Here is a 15112-nt window from a genome sequence, read left to right as displayed (position 1 = left end):
AGAATAGGTGCGTGGCTTTAACAATCGGTATCGTAGGTCTTCCAAATGTCGGCAAGTCAACGCTTTTTAATGCGCTGACCAGGAATAATGTGCTCGCTGCGAACTATCCTTTCGCAACAATTGAGCCAAATATCGGCGTGGTAAACCTGCCTGATGCGCGCCTTCATAAGCTGGCTGAGATTTTCGGCAGCGAGCGTATTTTGCCAGCGCCTGTGTCTTTCGTTGATATCGCGGGTATCGTGCGGGGCGCGAGTGAGGGTGAGGGGCTTGGAAATCAGTTCCTTGCAAACATTCGGGAAGCCGATGCGATTGCGCAGGTTGTGCGCGGCTTTGCAGATGACGACGTTGTGCATGTTGATGGGCGGGTCGACCCGGCGAGCGACATGGAGACCATCAACACCGAGTTAGCCCTGGCAGACCTGCAGACCCTCGAAAAAGCGATCGTTCGTTATGAAAAAGAGGTGAAGGCAAAGAAACTCGACCCGACCGTGTTAGAGACAGCCCGTGAGGCAGTTGCGATACTCAGCGAGGGCAAAATGCTCTCTGCATCAGAGCTTGACCTTGACCCAATTCGCGAACTTGGCCTACTAACCGCAAAGCCTTTCTTATACGTGTTTAACGTTGATGAGACCGTGCTCACCGATAAGGCACGTCATGATGAGCTGGCAGCGCTCGTGGCGCCGGCGAAAGCGATTTTCTTGGATGCCAAGCTTGAGAGCGAGCTTGTCGGGTTAGATGAGGCTGATGTGCAAGAGCTGCTCGAATCTGTTGGGCAGGAGGAGAGCGGTCTGGATCAGCTCGCGCGTGTTGGCTTTGAAACCCTCGGCCTGCAGACCTACCTCACAGCAGGCCCGAAAGAAGCCCGTGCCTGGACAGTGAAGAAGGGTGCTACCGCGCCGCAAGCAGCGGGTGTGATCCACACCGATTTTGAGAAGGGCTTTATTAAGGGCGAGATCGTGTCGTTTGATGATCTCGTTGCCGCCGGCTCAATGGCTGAGGCAAAAGCCGCGGGTAAAGTGCGCCTTGAGGGCAAAGACTATATTATGCGCGACGGTGACGTGTGCGAGTGGCGGCACGGCAACGTTTCCGCCGGAAAAAAGTAGGCGGGCGCACTGCCTCACACCGTGCGCAGTCACCCTCGTTGAGGCACAACCGCAAACAGGATCACAGTGCGGCACCCAACTCAGTGCCCTGGCGGATCGCGCGTTTTGCGTCTAGCTCGCTAGCTGTGTGCGCGCCACCGATTAAGTGATACTTAACTCCGGCTGCGTCGAGACTGTCTGCCAGCAGGCGATTTGTTTCCTGCCCTGTGCACAACACAATTGTGTCGGCTTCGAGCAGACGCTCTTTACCATCGATCCGTGCCCGGAGACCGGCCTCTTCTATCGCGAGGTATTCAACCCCGCCGAATAGCTGCACGCCACGCTGCTGCAGCTCGGCACGATGAATCCAGCCGGTTGTTTTACCCAGCCGCGCCCCCGGCTTTCCGCTGCTGCGCTGTAGCATTGTCACCTGCCGCGGCACGGCACTGCGCGACGCCGGTCGGGTGAGTGCGCCCTGTGCGCGATACTCAGGGTCAACACCCCAGTCGCGCAGAAACGTCGCAGTCGCTTCCGGGCTCTCGCTGCTTGAATCGTGATCAGAATCACCGTCGGACGCTGTCAGAAAAAGTGCGGTATCAAAACCGATCCCGCCGGCACCAAGAATTAGCGCCCGACGCCCAACCGGCGCACCATCGCGGAGCACGCTGAGATAGCTCTTCACATGCGGGAGATCAACCCCGGGCAGCTCAGGTCTGCGCGGGGTAACACCTGTCGCAAGCACCACCTCATCAAAACCGCCCTGCGTTAATGATGCGGCGCTGACCTCACGCCCAAGTTTTACGGTCACCCCGTGTGCTGCAAGCTGCGTCTTAAAGTATCTGAGTGTTTCGGCAAACTCCGTCTTACCCGGAATTTGCATCGCAATGTTGAGTTGGCCGCCGATCTTCGTGTCGCTGTCAAACAGGGTGACACTGTGCCCCCGCTGGGCGAGAGTGACTGCGCATGAAAGCCCGGCGGGCCCGGCCCCCACCACGGCAATCTGTTTCGTTTTAACTGCTGGAGCAATAACAAGCTCTGTTTCTCGCCCCGCACGCGGATTTACCAAACACGAGGCGGGTTTGCCGCTGAAAACATGATCTAGGCAGGCCTGGTTGCAGGCGATGCAGGTATTGATGTGCTGCGCACGGCCGGCGCTGGCTTTCTGCACAAACTGCGGATCGGCGAGAAAAGGGCGTGCTAGGGTGACCGCGCTCGCAGCTGTATCTGCCAAAATTTTTTCAGCCAAGTCGGGGGTGTTGATCCGGTTCGTTGCTGAGACCGGAATTGTTACTGCGCGTGCCACGCGGTCTGTTATCCAAGTGAATGCGCCGCGCGGCACAGTTGTCGCAATGGTTGGCACTCGAGATTCATGCCAGCCTATGCCGGTGCCGAGCATATCTGCTCCGGCCGCTTCAATTTTGCGTGCCAGTTCCAGCACCTCTGCAAGCTCTGAGCCGTCTGCAACCAGGTCGAGCATTGAAAGTCTAAAGATTATTGCGAAGTTATCTCCCACTTCCTCTCGCACTCGCCGCACAATCTCAACCGCGAAGCGGTGTCGCTTGGCGGCGGATCCACCCCACTCGTCGGTGCGCTGATTGGTGCGGGGAGCTAGGAACTGGTTGATGAGATACCCCTCAGATCCCATAATCTCGACCCCGTCGTAGCCGGCTAGCTGCGCAAGTTTTGCCGCGCGCGCAAAATCTGCGATTGTGTCAGCAACCTCATTTGCGCTCAGCTGCCGCGGAGTTAATGGGCTAATGGGTGCTTGGATCGCCGACGGGGCAACCAGTTCTGTGTGCGCTCCGTAGCGGCCCGCGTGCAGCAGCTGTGCGGCGATAAGCCCACCCGCGTTGTGCACCGCTGTTGTGATTGTGCGATGCTGGTGCGCTGCAGCCTCAGTGTCTAGCACTGTGCCGTCAGCGGTGAGGCGCCCGGCTGAATTCGGTGCGATGCCGCCGGTGATGATGAGAGCGGCACCGCCAGCGGCGCGTTCGGCGTAGAAAGCGGCCATTCGCTGCAGCCCATCAGCCTGCTCCTCAACGCCTAAGTGCATAGAGCCCATAATGACGCGATTTTTTAGCTGCAGTGCGCCAACTTTGAGGGGTGACAGCAGGTGTGGATACATCGCCGTAGACATAGCAATAGTCTGCCAGAGATGCACCGCTTAAGTTTCGGTACCCTTGATTGGAAGGGGTGTGAGATGAGAATTTTGGTTACAGGCTTTGATCCGTTCGATGGTGAAGAGATTAACCCGGCGCGAGAGGCGGTGTTTGCGCTGCCTGATGAAATAGCTGGAGCAGCAATCATTAAAGCCGAGGTGCCGACAGAGTTTATGCAGTCAACGATTTTGATGCGGGAGCTTATTGCGCAGCACAGCCCGGATATTGTGCTGTGTGTCGGGCAGGCCGGTGGCATCTCTGGTCTTAACGCAGAGCGGGTGGCGATAAATCTTCAGGATGCGCGAATTCCTGACAACGCCGGATATGCCCCGCTTGATGCACCCGTCATCGCGGATGGGCCCGCCGCCTATTTTGCAACACTCCCGGTCAAGGCAATGGTGCGGGCAGCGCGAGAAGCAGGGCTTTCAGCACAGGTTTCGTACAGTGCGGGCACATTTGTCTGCAACCACCTAATGTATGTCACGCTGCACGAACTACGGGAGCGCCCCGATACAAGAGCGGGGTTTGTGCATATTCCATACCTACCTGAGCAGGTTGCGAAGCGTCCCGGTGTGCCTGCGATGCCTTTGGCAGAAACTGTGCGCGGGCTGTCTGAAATGATTAGCGCGGCTGTCGGGTTAGAAAAGGATCTGGAAGTGTCTGAGGGCACCCTCAACTAGCGGGTGAGAGCTCAGTGAGCGCCTTTCGGATGCGCTGTGGTGACACTTTTTCTGCTGTGCCGAGCTGCTGGGCAAAAAGACTGACGCGCAATTCTTCCAGCTGCCAGCGAACGCTACGAAGCGAGTGTGGTGCTGCATCCTTAAGGGGGAGCGTGCCGCCCGCTTTAATAAACTCTGCTGTGACAGCCTCGATCTCGTTTTGGTTTGCCCGGTCACGCCCCGGGTTGGCCGCGAGCTGCTCTAGGCGAAACTCGATTGCCTTTAAATAAGTGACAAGTCGTGGCAACCGCAGCACCCCGATGTTGCTGATGAAACCTTTGCCCCGCTGGCTGGCGAAGTAGAGCTGCCCCAGTTGGGTAGCGGCGTCAGATACTTGGCTGAGCACGGTAAGACTCTTTGCGCTATTAATCGCCTGTTTTGCTGCGCGAGCAGCGTCAGCAATCTTAACAACAACCGAAATTAGCGAATAACTGTCTGCTAAAACCCTGCCTGCAAAATTTTGAGTTGCTTTGTCAAAATCTGCCTGCGCATAGATAAGCCCATCACCGTTCGCGCTGGCATCTATCGCTGCCTGCTCGGCAATAGCTAGGGCGATATCGGCGATCAGATCATCTAGGGAGTTGTAGGGGCTCTGCGCGAGCAAAAGTTTTTCTTGTTGTGTTAGGTGCTCGCGAATGTAACTGCCCAGCGGCGGGCTAGACAGCGCTATCAGGCGACGCACTCCTAGACGGTGCTGCGCCGTGGCAGTTTGTTTATCGGCAGCTAAGACCAGGTCAACACTTTTGCCCTTATCGATCAGGCACGGGTACGCGCGCACCGATCCCGCCGCTCGTGCACGCGCCTGCGAAAACTTTGCGTCCAGAAATTCTGGAATGATGTTGTCGGGCTTAAGGGTTGGCCAAGCGGTGAGGTGCTGCTGCTCTAAAGCCTGCTTTGGTAGTTCGCGCTGCGCAACCGCAGCAACGTTTTTCGTTGCAGAGCTTTGATGCTTATTTTGAAGCTCCGCGAGGTTTTTACTGGTTTCGAGTGTGCGCCCGCGTGCGTCAACTACACGGAAGGTCGGTCTGAGGTGCGAAGGCAGCCGGTCGAGATCAAAATCGTCGGCTGTCACAGGCACTGAAGCGCGGCGCCGAATCTCTTTTGCGAGAGCAGCGGTTAAGGCCTGTTGTGAGTCTCCGGTGATCTCGCCGCTTGTTGCATCGAGTAAAACAGTAGCCCACTGGTTTGCGGGCACAACGTGTTTGCGGATTGGTTTCGGAAGAGTTTTGATAAGCGCTGCAACAAGCTCGTGACGGAGCCCCGGCACCAGTTTTTCAAATGCTGACTCGTCTAGACGCGGCAGCAGCGGCAGCGGGACAGTCACGGTCACGCCATCGTCGCTTGCGCCGGGCTCAAAACGATACTTCAACCCCAGCTGTTGGTCTCCAAACTGCCAAACGCGTGGAAAATCTAGGCTGGCTGCTGCCGCGGTGGTTTGTGCTGCAGCAGAGATTAAATCTGCTTTGCCGAGGTGCAGAAACTTGGGCTCACGTTTTTTTGTTTTACCCCACCAGGTATTAAAGTCTGTTGCTGAGGTTATAAAGTCGGGAATGCGTTCATCGTAGAAAGCATAAACGGCTGTTTCATCACCCACCAGACCGCGCTGTCGGGTTTGTTCTTCAAGCTGCTCTAACTCACGGCGCAGCGCATGATTGTGCCTGTCAAAAGTGTGCTGTTCACGCCAATCGCCCGCAACAAGCGCCTCACGTATAAAGAGTTCCCGTGCTAGCCTGCGGTCAAACTTGGAAAGCTGCACGCGTCTGCGGCCTACAATCGGCACCCCAAAGAGGGTTACTTTTTCATATGCGATAGCGCTACCGCGGCTCGCACTCCAGGTGGGCTCGCTAATTGAGCTTTTGGCTAGTGAGCCGGCAAGTGATTCTGCCCATACCGGATCAATTTTCGCATTCATGCGTGCGAACAAGCGGCTGGTTTCTACTAGCTCGACCGCCATCACAAAATCGGGTGGGTTTTTTGCGAGCACGGAACCGGGGAAGATCGTGAAACGGGTGCCGCGTGATCCGAGATATTCACTGCCGCGAGCCTGCTTATGGCCGTTGTTGCGACCGCGTGCAGCAAGCTTTGCGCGCTCTGTCTTGCCGCTGTCAAGCTCACTGCGCACCCCGAGGTGTGAGAGCAGTCCCGCTAGCGCACAGTAGAGCACCAGTTCGCTGGCTGTGCCTGGCGCTGTGGGATGCTTCTCGCGCAGGTTTTTTGGAAGTTCGATGTCGCGGCATGCCTGCTCGAGCTGCCGCACAAGATCAAACCACTCCCGCACCCGCACAACATTCAAAAATTCACTCTTCAACTGGCGTCTAAACGCGCTCGATCCTTGGGATGCTTGCGCCTCTCGCAGATGGTCATACAAATTCAGCAGGGTGTGCAGATCACCGAGCGGATCCTTAAAACGCGCGTGCAGGCTATCTGCCTTTGCGCGCTGCTCTTCCGGCCGTTCGCGCACGTCAGGGATCGTCAGCCCGGCAACAAGCGGCAAAACACGATCGAGCACACCGTAACGCTTAGCCTCAATCACCATGCGGGCATAGCGTGGCTCGAGCGGCAGCCGGGCGATTACCCGTCCGACAGGAGTGATGCTTTTGCCTTGCAGCGCGCCGATCTCTGACAGCAGTGCGAGCCCATCACGGACACCGCGCGGGTCTGGGGGAGTGAGAAAAGGGAATTTGCGCACCTCACCCAGACGCAGTGACAGCATCTGCAGCAGCACAGAGGCGAGCCCGGTGCGCAGAATTTCTGGGTCGCTAAACTCCGGGCGGCTAAGAAAATCTGCTTCGCTATAGAGGCGGATCGCGATGCCGGGGGAAGTGCGCCCGGCGCGCCCGGCGCGCTGCGTCGCGCTCGCCTTAGCAACAGCCTCAATTGGGAGTCGTTGCACTTTAGATTTGCTCGAGTAGCGCGAGATACGAGCGGTGCCTGAATCGATAACCGCGGTGACTCCGGGCACTGTCAGCGATGTTTCAGCAACATTGGTTGCGAGCACAACGCGCCGCACTCCAGGAGCAGTGGGAGAGAACACACGATGCTGGTCTGCAGCCGACAGCCGCCCATAGAGCGGCAGCACCTCAAGCGTGCGCCCGGCCGGCAGTGATTTAAAACGACCCTGCAGCGCATCTGCGGCATCACGAATATCGCCCTCACCGGCCAAAAACACGAGAATGTCGCCGGGTGTTTCGGGAAGGAGCTCGGCGACCGCATCGCAAATACCTTCGTGTAGATCACGTTCGGTGCGTAAAGTTTTGCCTTCAGTGGTTTGTGTCACCGTAATTAGCGGACGATAGCGCACTTCTACGGGATAGGTGCGCCCAGAAACAGAAATAATCGGCGCGTCATTAAAGTGCGCAGCAAAAGATTCTGGATCGATTGTTGCCGAGGTTATGATGACCTTCAGGTCGGGGCGCTTGGGCAGCAGCGTCTTTAAATAGCCGAGCAGGAAGTCTATGTTTAGGGAGCGTTCATGCGCTTCGTCGATGATAATTGTGTCGTAGCGTTTTAACAGGCGATCGTGATGAATTGCATTGAGCAAAATACCGTCTGTCATCAGTTTGATGCGTGTTTCAGCGTTTGACTTATCGGTAAACCGCACTTGGTAACCGACGGTTTTGCCGAGTTCTGATCCGAGCTCTTCAGCTATGCGTTCAGCGACTGCGCGAGCTGCGATGCGGCGAGGTTGGGTGTGCGCAATAGCCTTGCGCCCGAGAGAGAGGGCAATTTTTGGCAGCTGCGTTGTTTTGCCTGAGCCGGTTTCACCCGCCACAATAACGACCTGATGCGCGCTAATTGCTTTGCTTATTTCGTCGCGCATGCCTGAGACCGGCAGGTGCTCCGGAAACTCGATTACCTCTGCGCGTGCTCGATTCATAACACTAATAAGCGTACCGGGAGGAGCTATGACTTTATGAGCGCTGCAATTCAGGCTTGTGCCAGAGAGATTTAGGTAGCTTGGAATTATGGGTTTTGAATTTCCACAGATTGCGCTGCGTTCGGGAGACGCGCTGGATCGTTTTGGGGTTGGAACGTACAAACTTGAAAACGATGAGGCTGAACGGATAGTTGCTGCGGCCATCGAGCTGGGATATCGTCACATCGACACCGCGAAACTCTACCGCAATGAAGAGGGTGTCGGGCGTGCTGTAAAGCAGGCAATAGACGCCGGAAAAGTGCAGCGGGAAGAGCTGTTTATAACCAGCAAACTCTGGCATGACGACCATTTGCAGGCTGAAAAAGCTCTCGAGGGTAGCTTGGAACGAGCCGGCCTTGACTATCTAGATCTATTCTTGATTCACTGGCCGACACCTAAACGAGGCACCGCCCCAACAGCCTGGAAGGGGCTTATTAAGGCTCAAGAGCGGGGTCTGGTGCGCAACATCGGTGTGTCGAATTTTGAGATTTTGCATCTAGAGCAAATCATTTCAGAAACCGGCATTGTGCCCGCGGTAAATCAGATCGAGCTGCATCCGCACCACCAACGGCGAGAGCTGGTGGATTACTGTCGCGCACTTGGAATTGTGGTGGAAGCCTGGAGCCCACTAGCGCGCGGTCGGGCAACACTGCTGCAGGATTCCGCGGTGACCGCAGCGGCTAACGCTCACGGCAAAACGCCCGCACAAATTGTGTTGCGGTGGCATGTGCAGCATGATTTTGTTGTTTTTCCAAAAACACGCAGCGTGGAGCGACTCAAAGAGAACGCTGCCATTTTTGACTTTGAACTCACAGCCGCTGAGATGACTGCGCTCGATGCCTTAGAGCGGGCTGAAGCCAGCGGATCAAACCCGTTTGATATGAACGGTTAACGCAGAGATGTGAGGCAGCTAAGGGCAGAGCTCTCTGATTCTCAGCCTCTGTATTGGCAGTAGAATAGTGAGTATGTCTAAAGTTCTTTCTTCTCTGCCAGTTGGTGAGCGCGTCGGTATCGCATTTTCGGGTGGGCTTGACACCTCATGCGCGGTTGCGTGGATGCGCGATAAAGGGGCGATACCATGCACCTACACTGCTGATATCGGTCAGTACGATGAGCCGGATATCGCCGGTGTTGCCGGTCGCGCAAAAGAGTACGGCGCTGAAATAGCGCGGCTTATTGATGCGAAGCTGCCCCTGGTGGAAGAGGGCTTTGTTGCCCTGCAGTGTGGTGCGTTTAACGTGCGCTCCGCAGGCAAGACATATTTCAACACCACTCCGCTTGGGCGCGCTGTGACCGGCACTATGCTCGTGCGCGCAATGAAGGAGGACGGCGTAGAAATCTGGGGTGATGGCTCAACCTACAAGGGAAACGACATTGAGCGCTTCTACCGTTACGGTTTGATGGCTAACCCTGCGTTGCGCATTTATAAACCGTGGCTTGACGCTGATTTTGTGTCAGAGCTTGGCGGCCGGCAGGAGATGAGCGAGTGGCTGGTCGAGCACGGCTACCCGTATCGCGATTCGGCTGAAAAGGCGTATTCAACCGACGCCAACATTTGGGGCGCAACCCATGAGGCGAAAACTCTCGAATTTCTCGACACCGGCCTTGACGCGGTTGAGCCGATTATGGGTGTTGCCGCATGGCGCGAAGATGTTGAGGTCGCTACTGAGGAAGTCTCTGTGCGTTTTGAGGCGGGGCGCCCTGTGGCAATCAACGGCAAGGAGTATGACAACCCTGTTGAGTTGGTTTTTGCTGCGAACGAGATCGGTGGTCGGCACGGGCTCGGCGTCAGCGATCAGATTGAAAACCGCATTATTGAGGCAAAATCTCGTGGTATTTATGAAGCTCCGGGGATGGCGCTGCTGCACGTCTGCTACGAGCGGTTGCTGAATGCAATTCACAATGAAGCAACCATTGAGACATATTACGAGCAGGGTCGCCGTCTTGGTCGCCTAATGTATGAGGGGCGTTGGCTTGACCCGCAGTCGCTGATGCTGCGTGAGTCGCTGCAGCGGTGGGTTGCCTCAGCAATCACGGGCGAGGTCACCTTACGCCTTAGACGCGGTGACGACTACACGATTTTAAACACCACCGGCCCAGCACTCAGCTACCACCCTGAGAAGCTGTCAATGGAGCGCGTCGGTGATGCGGCGTTTGGCCCTGAGGATCGTATCGGCCAGCTCACTATGCGCAACCTGGATATTGCAGACAGCCGTGCCCGCCTTGAACAGTATGCAAATCTCGGTCTCGTGGGCGGCCCAACCGCAGAGCTTGTTGGGGAACTCGAGCAGGGTGCTGCAGCGCAGATTGCTGATGTTGATGCTGATATTGATGCAGTGGGTGATCAGCTCGGTCTGTCTGCGGCCTTTGATGCCGGCACTGACTGAGCAAACAGAAGGTTAGAAAAGTCTAGCGGGGCGCCCCATCTCTGGGAGCCCCGCTATTTTTGTTAGCGACTGGTTATGCGTGTGCGCGTCGCGCTCTTGCCGCGCGGCGCTTCAGTGCACGACGCTCATCTTCGCTGAGCCCGCCCCAAACGCCGTGATCCTGATTTGAATCCATTGCGTATTGCAGGCACTGGTCTGTTACTTTGCAGCTCGCACACACTGATTTTGCTCGCTCGATCTGCTCGAGAGCCGGGCCAGTGTTGCCCACCGGGAAAAAAATCTCGGGGTCTACGGTGAGGCAAGCCGCTTTCTCACGCCAAGTCATTGCTGACGCCCCTTCCTTGCGCACTGTTTTTGCGCTGTGTGTAATACGTGGCATCTGGTTGTGACACCACAGACTAAAATGGTGGCATAGTTATTGGGGCTTATCAAGCATTTTTTATTTCCGAAGAGTTAGGCAAAGTTGATCAAATCAACATCTGATGATGTGGCGGCTACCCGTATTTTCTGGCTTGGTTTGCGCGCTATTCTGCTGCTCGAAGTGCTCCTTGCATTCGGGCTCGTCTATCGCGTCGCCCGTGGAGCTTTGGCAGCTCATAACGAGCCCTATCACGATCTAATTCTGCTACTGATAATGGCGATTCTCTGCCTCGGTTGGGCTCTCACCGCGCTTGCCGGCGCGTGGCGTGCCAAGCCTTGGTCTCGCGCACTCAGCCTAACTCTGCAGGTGGGTGTGTTTGCGGTTGCGGTCAGTCTTTTTCAAGGCCTGTTTGGTCAGCAGTTGGTGCTCGCCTGGGCGCTTGTAGTAATTTCAATCGGCGGTTTTATTTGTGCGCTTAAGGCTCGCCCCAACCTCGAGACAGAGCCGTCACAGGAGTGAATGACGCTTTGCCGGCCTCTCGTGCGCTAGGCAGCCTCTAGCAGTTTCACTATCCGCGCAACATGACCGGTTGCTTTCACATTGCGCAGAGCGTGCTCAATAACCCAGTTTTCGTCAATCACAAATGTTGAGCGGATAACACCTTCGACAAGTTTCCCGTAGAGTTTCTTCGGGCCGTATGCGCCAAGTTTGCGGTGCAGTTCAAGCTGCGGGTCGCTGAGCAGGGGATAGTTCAAACTGTCACGCTCGCTAAACTTCAGCTGCTTCTCAACTGCGTCTTTCGAGAGACCAATCACGCGGTAACCCAGAGCCTCTAAATGGGCTGTATTATCGCGAAAATCGCAGGCTTCTTTTGTGCAACCGGGCGTCATTGCGCCTGGGTAAACAAACAAAACAGTTTTTTGCCCGCGTAAATCTTTGGAGTTAACGAGGTTACCGTGCTGATCCAGCAGCTCAAATTCTGGGGCTGCATCGCCGGTGGTAAGTTCGGTGCTCATATTTTTCCTTTCGGATCTTCGCCGCAGCCGCCTATTGCCGGCCTCAGCCGAAAAACTACTGCCGGTCTGGTGCGTCTGCGGTGGCTAACAGCCTTCGCAACGAGTCTAGACGGCTTCGCTGAGAATCACTGAGCTCCCCCTGCTGGGCGCGCAGGTTGAGCTCACAGTCTGGCGTGGTGGCGTTGTGATCGCAGCCGCGTGGACACGCAGCGACTATCTCGGCTAAATCTGCGAACCCGGCAATAACCGAAGCAGCGCTGACGTGCCCGAGCCCAAACGAGCGCACACCGGGGGTGTCAATAACCCACGCTGATTTGGTTTTTTCGCTCCGCAGTCTGAGCGCAACAGAGGAGCTTGAAGTGTGGCGGCCCCGGCCGGTAACCGCATTGACGTGCCCGGTAGCGCGGTTAGCGTCGGGCACCAGAGCGTTAATGAGAGTTGATTTTCCAACCCCCGAATGACCTATGAAAACTGTGGTCTCACCGGCGAGCTGCTTTTGCAATTGAGCAGTTGGCCAGTCGTTATAGGCAGAGAGAAAAACAGGCACATCGAGAGCGCGGAAGTGTGCTAGAAACGCGCTGGGGTCTGCAATGTCTGTTTTGGTGACGCAGATAAGCGGGCGAATTCCGGCATCGTAGGCGGCAACTAGAGAGCGATCTACCAGCCCAACCCGCGGCTCAGGGTTAGCCGCTGCAACCACGATTAACATCTGGGTGGCGTTTGCAACCATCACGCGCTCAATACGGTCTGTGTCATCTGCGCTGCGGCGCAGCAGGGTTGTGCGCTCTGTGACACTCACGATACGACCAAGAGTGCCAACAGCGCCACTCGTATCACCGGTCACCCGCACCCGGTCTCCGATGACGATAGCGGTTTTGCGCAGCTCGCTCGCGCGTGCGCAGAGCACTGTGCGTTCGGATCCGGAGTCGGCGTCAATTATTACCGTGTAGCGCCCGCGATCCACCCCGATAACCATGCCCACAGGAGCTGAGCTGTGATCCGGGCGCTGCTTTGAACGCGGTCTGTTTGCTTTTGGATTGGGGCGCACTCGCACCCGGTCGCCGTAGTCAGCGTAGCGCTCATAGCTGTCTAAATGGCGGTTCATTCACACCCCAGAGCCCTGGCCCACATGCCAATAAAATCAGGCATAGTTTTAGAGGTGCAGGCGATATCGTCGATTTCGACACCCGGCACCCGCAAACCGATGAGTGCGCCTGTTGTGGCCATGCGGTGATCAGCGTATGCGCGCCACAACCCGCCGTGCAACTGCGCCGGGCGCACCTCAATGCCATCTGGTAGCTCGCGAGCGTCACCGCCGAGATTATTAATTTCAGAAACTAAGGCTGCGATGCGATCTGTCTCATGGTGTCGAATATGACCGATGCCGGTGATCCGACTCGGTTCGTCTGCGAGGGCTGCGAGACCAACCAGCGCCGGCGCTAGCTCACCCGCCTCGGGGATGTGCAGTTGCACGCCGTTGATCTTGCCGTCCGGCTGTCCGGTGACGGTGAGCTTGTCTTCGGTCTTGGTGACGGTTGCGCCGAAGTGTGTCAGTAAACTGCGCAGCTGATCACCCACTTGGGTTGTTGTGTGTGGCCATAGCGGCACAGTCACAGACCCGCCGGTGACAAGTGCCGCAGCGAGAAACGGGGCGGCGTTTGATAGATCCGGCTCAATTGTGACGGTTCTTGCTGCTATCGGCCCTGGCTCTGCAACCCACACCCCTGCTTCTGGAGAGTATGCCTTAACCCCGCGTGCTGTAAGCGTTTCCAGAGTCATCTCAATGTGCGGAATGCTCGGCAGATGCTCACCCGTGTGAATAACGTGCACACCATTTTCAAAGCGGGCAGCCGCGAGCAGCAAACCCGACACAAACTGACTCGAGAGTGAGGCATCGAGACTGACCCGACCGCCCGACACAGACCCAAATCCGTGCACGGTGAATGGCAGCGCGCCCCGCCCGTCATCGCTAATATCAACACCAACCTGTCTGAGGGCGTCTAGCACCGGCCCCATTGGGCGTTTGCGTGCGTATGGATCGCCGTCAAACCCTGTCGGGCCCAGGGCGAGCGCGGCAACTGCAGGCAGGAAACGCATCACAGTTCCCGCCAGACCGCAGTCAATTGTGCCTGATCCTGTCAGCTCTTGCGCCGGTGTGACGCGCAGCTGCTCAATCTCGCCGACAGTCTCGCTCTCAAACACAGTGCCGAGGGTCGTAAGGCCGTTAATCATGAGATTGGTGTCGCGTGACCTAAGCGGTGCGACTATTGTGCTCGTATCGTTTGCGAGCGCCGCAAGCACCAGCTCTCTGTTTGTAAGCGATTTTGAACCGGGCAGGGGAACAAAGGCGTTTATCGGGTCTATCGGCGTGGGAGCAGCCCAGGGCACCACACGTTCAGCCGTCACCGACTGCGCATTATTTCTTGCAACAAACATCGCTTCTAGCCTACTGGCATCCGCTATTTCTTGTTTTAAACAAGCAGCAGCTAGGGCGGTGGGAATAAGCGGTTATTGCGCACAGTTGCACTAGGTGTGAGGTTAAAAAAGAGGCGAGTGTCAGAGGCTGCGACAGCAGCTGACGATTCCAACCTAACGTTGCTAGATCTGCAACTAGAATTGTCGGTAATGAGCGCACCAACTAGTGAAGAACTGTTTATTGAGCAGGCGATGCCGTATTTGGATCAGTTATACGCTGCAGCAATGCGTATGACGCGCAATAAACATGATGCGGAAGACCTCGTGCAGGAAACCTTTATGAAGGCGTTTACCGCTTTTGAGAGGTTTCAGCAGGGCACAAACATGAAGGCCTGGCTGTATCGGATCCTCACTAATTCTTATATAAATCGCTATCGTAAAGCGCAGCGTGAGCCTAGAGTTGGTGCCACAGATGAGATGGCGGATTGGCAGCTCGGTGACGCAGAATCAATGACCGCATCCAACGCGCGCTCAGCAGAGGCAGAGGCGTTAGATAAGATTCCTGCGCCGGTGGTGAGCAAAGCGCTGGGAGAGTTAAAGCCAGATTTTCGAATGGTTGTTTTGCTCACAGACGTCGAGGGTTTCAGCTATCGCGAAATTGCTGAGATGCTCAACGTCCCGATCGGTACGGTGATGAGTCGCTTGCATCGTGCGCGCAGACAGCTGCGGGAGATGCTGCACGATTACGCCGTTGCAGAAGGCATTATTACCCAAACACAGGAGCAGGCATGACTAACACAGTAAATGAACAGATAGATCCCTGTGATTGCGCTACCTTGCGCGCTAAAGTTGAAGAGCTTGTGCACGGCGAACTGGACGCTCAGGAGCAGCAAACGCTGAGAGCGCACATAGACGGCTGTGATGGCTGTAAAAGCATTGAAGACACCCTGCACCGTTTGACGAAAGCTGTGCAGCGCGCCTGTAAGGAACAGGCACCTGAAAGTCTGCGGGAAGTGATTATGCAGCAGCTGCGGAGCAACCACACAAACTAAGTTTT

13 protein-coding genes are annotated in these 15112 nt (G+C 56.3%); 7 read left to right on the top strand and 6 right to left on the bottom strand.

Annotation, left to right across the window (positions count from 1 at the left end; genetic code table 11):
- The first annotated feature begins 11 nt into the window (after positions 1 to 11).
- Complete coding sequence (gene ychF / locus HCR00_RS03435; RefSeq protein ID WP_167142795.1) at positions 12 to 1103, top strand: redox-regulated ATPase YchF; 1092 nt, start codon at positions 12 to 14, stop codon at positions 1101 to 1103.
- Between the two features lie 61 nt (positions 1104 to 1164).
- On the opposite strand, the gene HCR00_RS03430 is transcribed toward ychF, so the two are convergent.
- Positions 1165 to 3219 carry an NADPH-dependent 2,4-dienoyl-CoA reductase gene (locus tag HCR00_RS03430; RefSeq protein WP_167142792.1) on the bottom strand — a complete coding sequence of 685 codons (2055 nt, stop codon included), beginning with the start codon at positions 3217 to 3219 and terminating at the stop codon, positions 1165 to 1167.
- Between the two features lie 63 nt (positions 3220 to 3282).
- Between HCR00_RS03430 and pcp the strand changes: the two genes are divergently transcribed.
- A complete protein-coding gene (gene pcp, locus HCR00_RS03425; protein ID WP_167142789.1) occupies positions 3283 to 3921 on the top strand; it encodes a pyroglutamyl-peptidase I in 639 nt (212 codons plus the stop codon).
- Here the strand turns inward: pcp and hrpA are convergent.
- Positions 3914 to 7837 carry an ATP-dependent RNA helicase HrpA gene (gene hrpA, locus HCR00_RS03420; RefSeq protein WP_167142787.1) on the bottom strand — a complete coding sequence of 1308 codons (3924 nt, stop codon included), beginning with the start codon at positions 7835 to 7837 and terminating at the stop codon, positions 3914 to 3916. The genes pcp and hrpA overlap by 8 nt on opposite strands.
- Before the next feature lie 88 nt (positions 7838 to 7925).
- Between hrpA and HCR00_RS03415 the strand changes: the two genes are divergently transcribed.
- Complete coding sequence (locus HCR00_RS03415) at positions 7926 to 8768, top strand: aldo/keto reductase (RefSeq protein WP_167142783.1); 843 nt, start codon at positions 7926 to 7928, stop codon at positions 8766 to 8768.
- Positions 8769 to 8841: 73 nt separating this feature from the next.
- Complete coding sequence (gene argG / locus HCR00_RS03410) at positions 8842 to 10263, top strand: argininosuccinate synthase (RefSeq protein ID WP_167142780.1); 1422 nt, start codon at positions 8842 to 8844, stop codon at positions 10261 to 10263.
- A gap of 73 nt (positions 10264 to 10336) precedes the next feature.
- Here argG and HCR00_RS03405 read toward each other — a convergent pair whose 3' ends face one another.
- Positions 10337 to 10588, bottom strand: a complete 252-nt coding sequence (locus tag HCR00_RS03405; RefSeq protein ID WP_166987327.1) for a WhiB family transcriptional regulator — start codon at positions 10586 to 10588, stop codon at positions 10337 to 10339.
- A 138-nt stretch (positions 10589 to 10726) separates the two neighbouring features.
- Here HCR00_RS03405 and HCR00_RS03400 point away from each other — a divergent pair, with 138 nt between their 5' ends.
- Positions 10727 to 11143 carry a hypothetical protein gene (locus tag HCR00_RS03400; protein WP_167142778.1) on the top strand — a complete coding sequence of 139 codons (417 nt, stop codon included), beginning with the start codon at positions 10727 to 10729 and terminating at the stop codon, positions 11141 to 11143.
- Between the two features lie 26 nt (positions 11144 to 11169).
- Here the strand turns inward: HCR00_RS03400 and bcp are convergent, their stop codons facing one another.
- From bcp to aroA, 3 genes are read right to left on the bottom strand one after another with little or no spacing between them, the layout of a single operon-like run.
- Positions 11170 to 11640, bottom strand: a complete 471-nt coding sequence (bcp, locus tag HCR00_RS03395) for a thioredoxin-dependent thiol peroxidase (RefSeq protein WP_167142775.1) — start codon at positions 11638 to 11640, stop codon at positions 11170 to 11172.
- A 55-nt stretch (positions 11641 to 11695) separates the two neighbouring features.
- Entirely contained in the window at positions 11696 to 12745 is a 1050-nt protein-coding gene (rsgA, locus tag HCR00_RS03390; protein ID WP_167142772.1) for a ribosome small subunit-dependent GTPase A, read from the bottom strand.
- The gene (gene aroA / locus HCR00_RS03385; RefSeq protein WP_167142769.1) at positions 12742 to 14076 is read right to left on the bottom strand and encodes a 3-phosphoshikimate 1-carboxyvinyltransferase; all 1335 of its coding nucleotides are present in this window, start codon (positions 14074 to 14076) and stop codon (positions 12742 to 12744) included. Before aroA ends, rsgA begins: the two co-directional genes overlap by 4 nt.
- A gap of 189 nt (positions 14077 to 14265) precedes the next feature.
- Between aroA and HCR00_RS03380 the strand changes: the two genes are divergently transcribed.
- Together HCR00_RS03380 and HCR00_RS03375 are read left to right on the top strand one after the other, a co-directional pair.
- Positions 14266 to 14847, top strand: a complete 582-nt coding sequence (locus HCR00_RS03380) for a sigma-70 family RNA polymerase sigma factor (RefSeq protein WP_167142766.1) — start codon at positions 14266 to 14268, stop codon at positions 14845 to 14847.
- On the top strand, positions 14844 to 15107 hold the full coding sequence (locus HCR00_RS03375) for a zf-HC2 domain-containing protein (protein WP_167142763.1): 264 nt from the start codon (positions 14844 to 14846) through the stop codon (positions 15105 to 15107). Before HCR00_RS03380 ends, HCR00_RS03375 begins: the two co-directional genes overlap by 4 nt.
- Positions 15108 to 15112 lie beyond the last annotated feature (5 nt).

This window comes from Canibacter zhoujuaniae, from assembly GCF_011752005.1.
GTDB classification, from domain to species: domain Bacteria; phylum Actinomycetota; class Actinomycetes; order Actinomycetales; family Microbacteriaceae; genus Canibacter; species Canibacter zhoujuaniae.
Note: the sequence above shows the minus strand (reverse complement) of the source record. Positions and strands in the feature narration are given on the sequence as shown.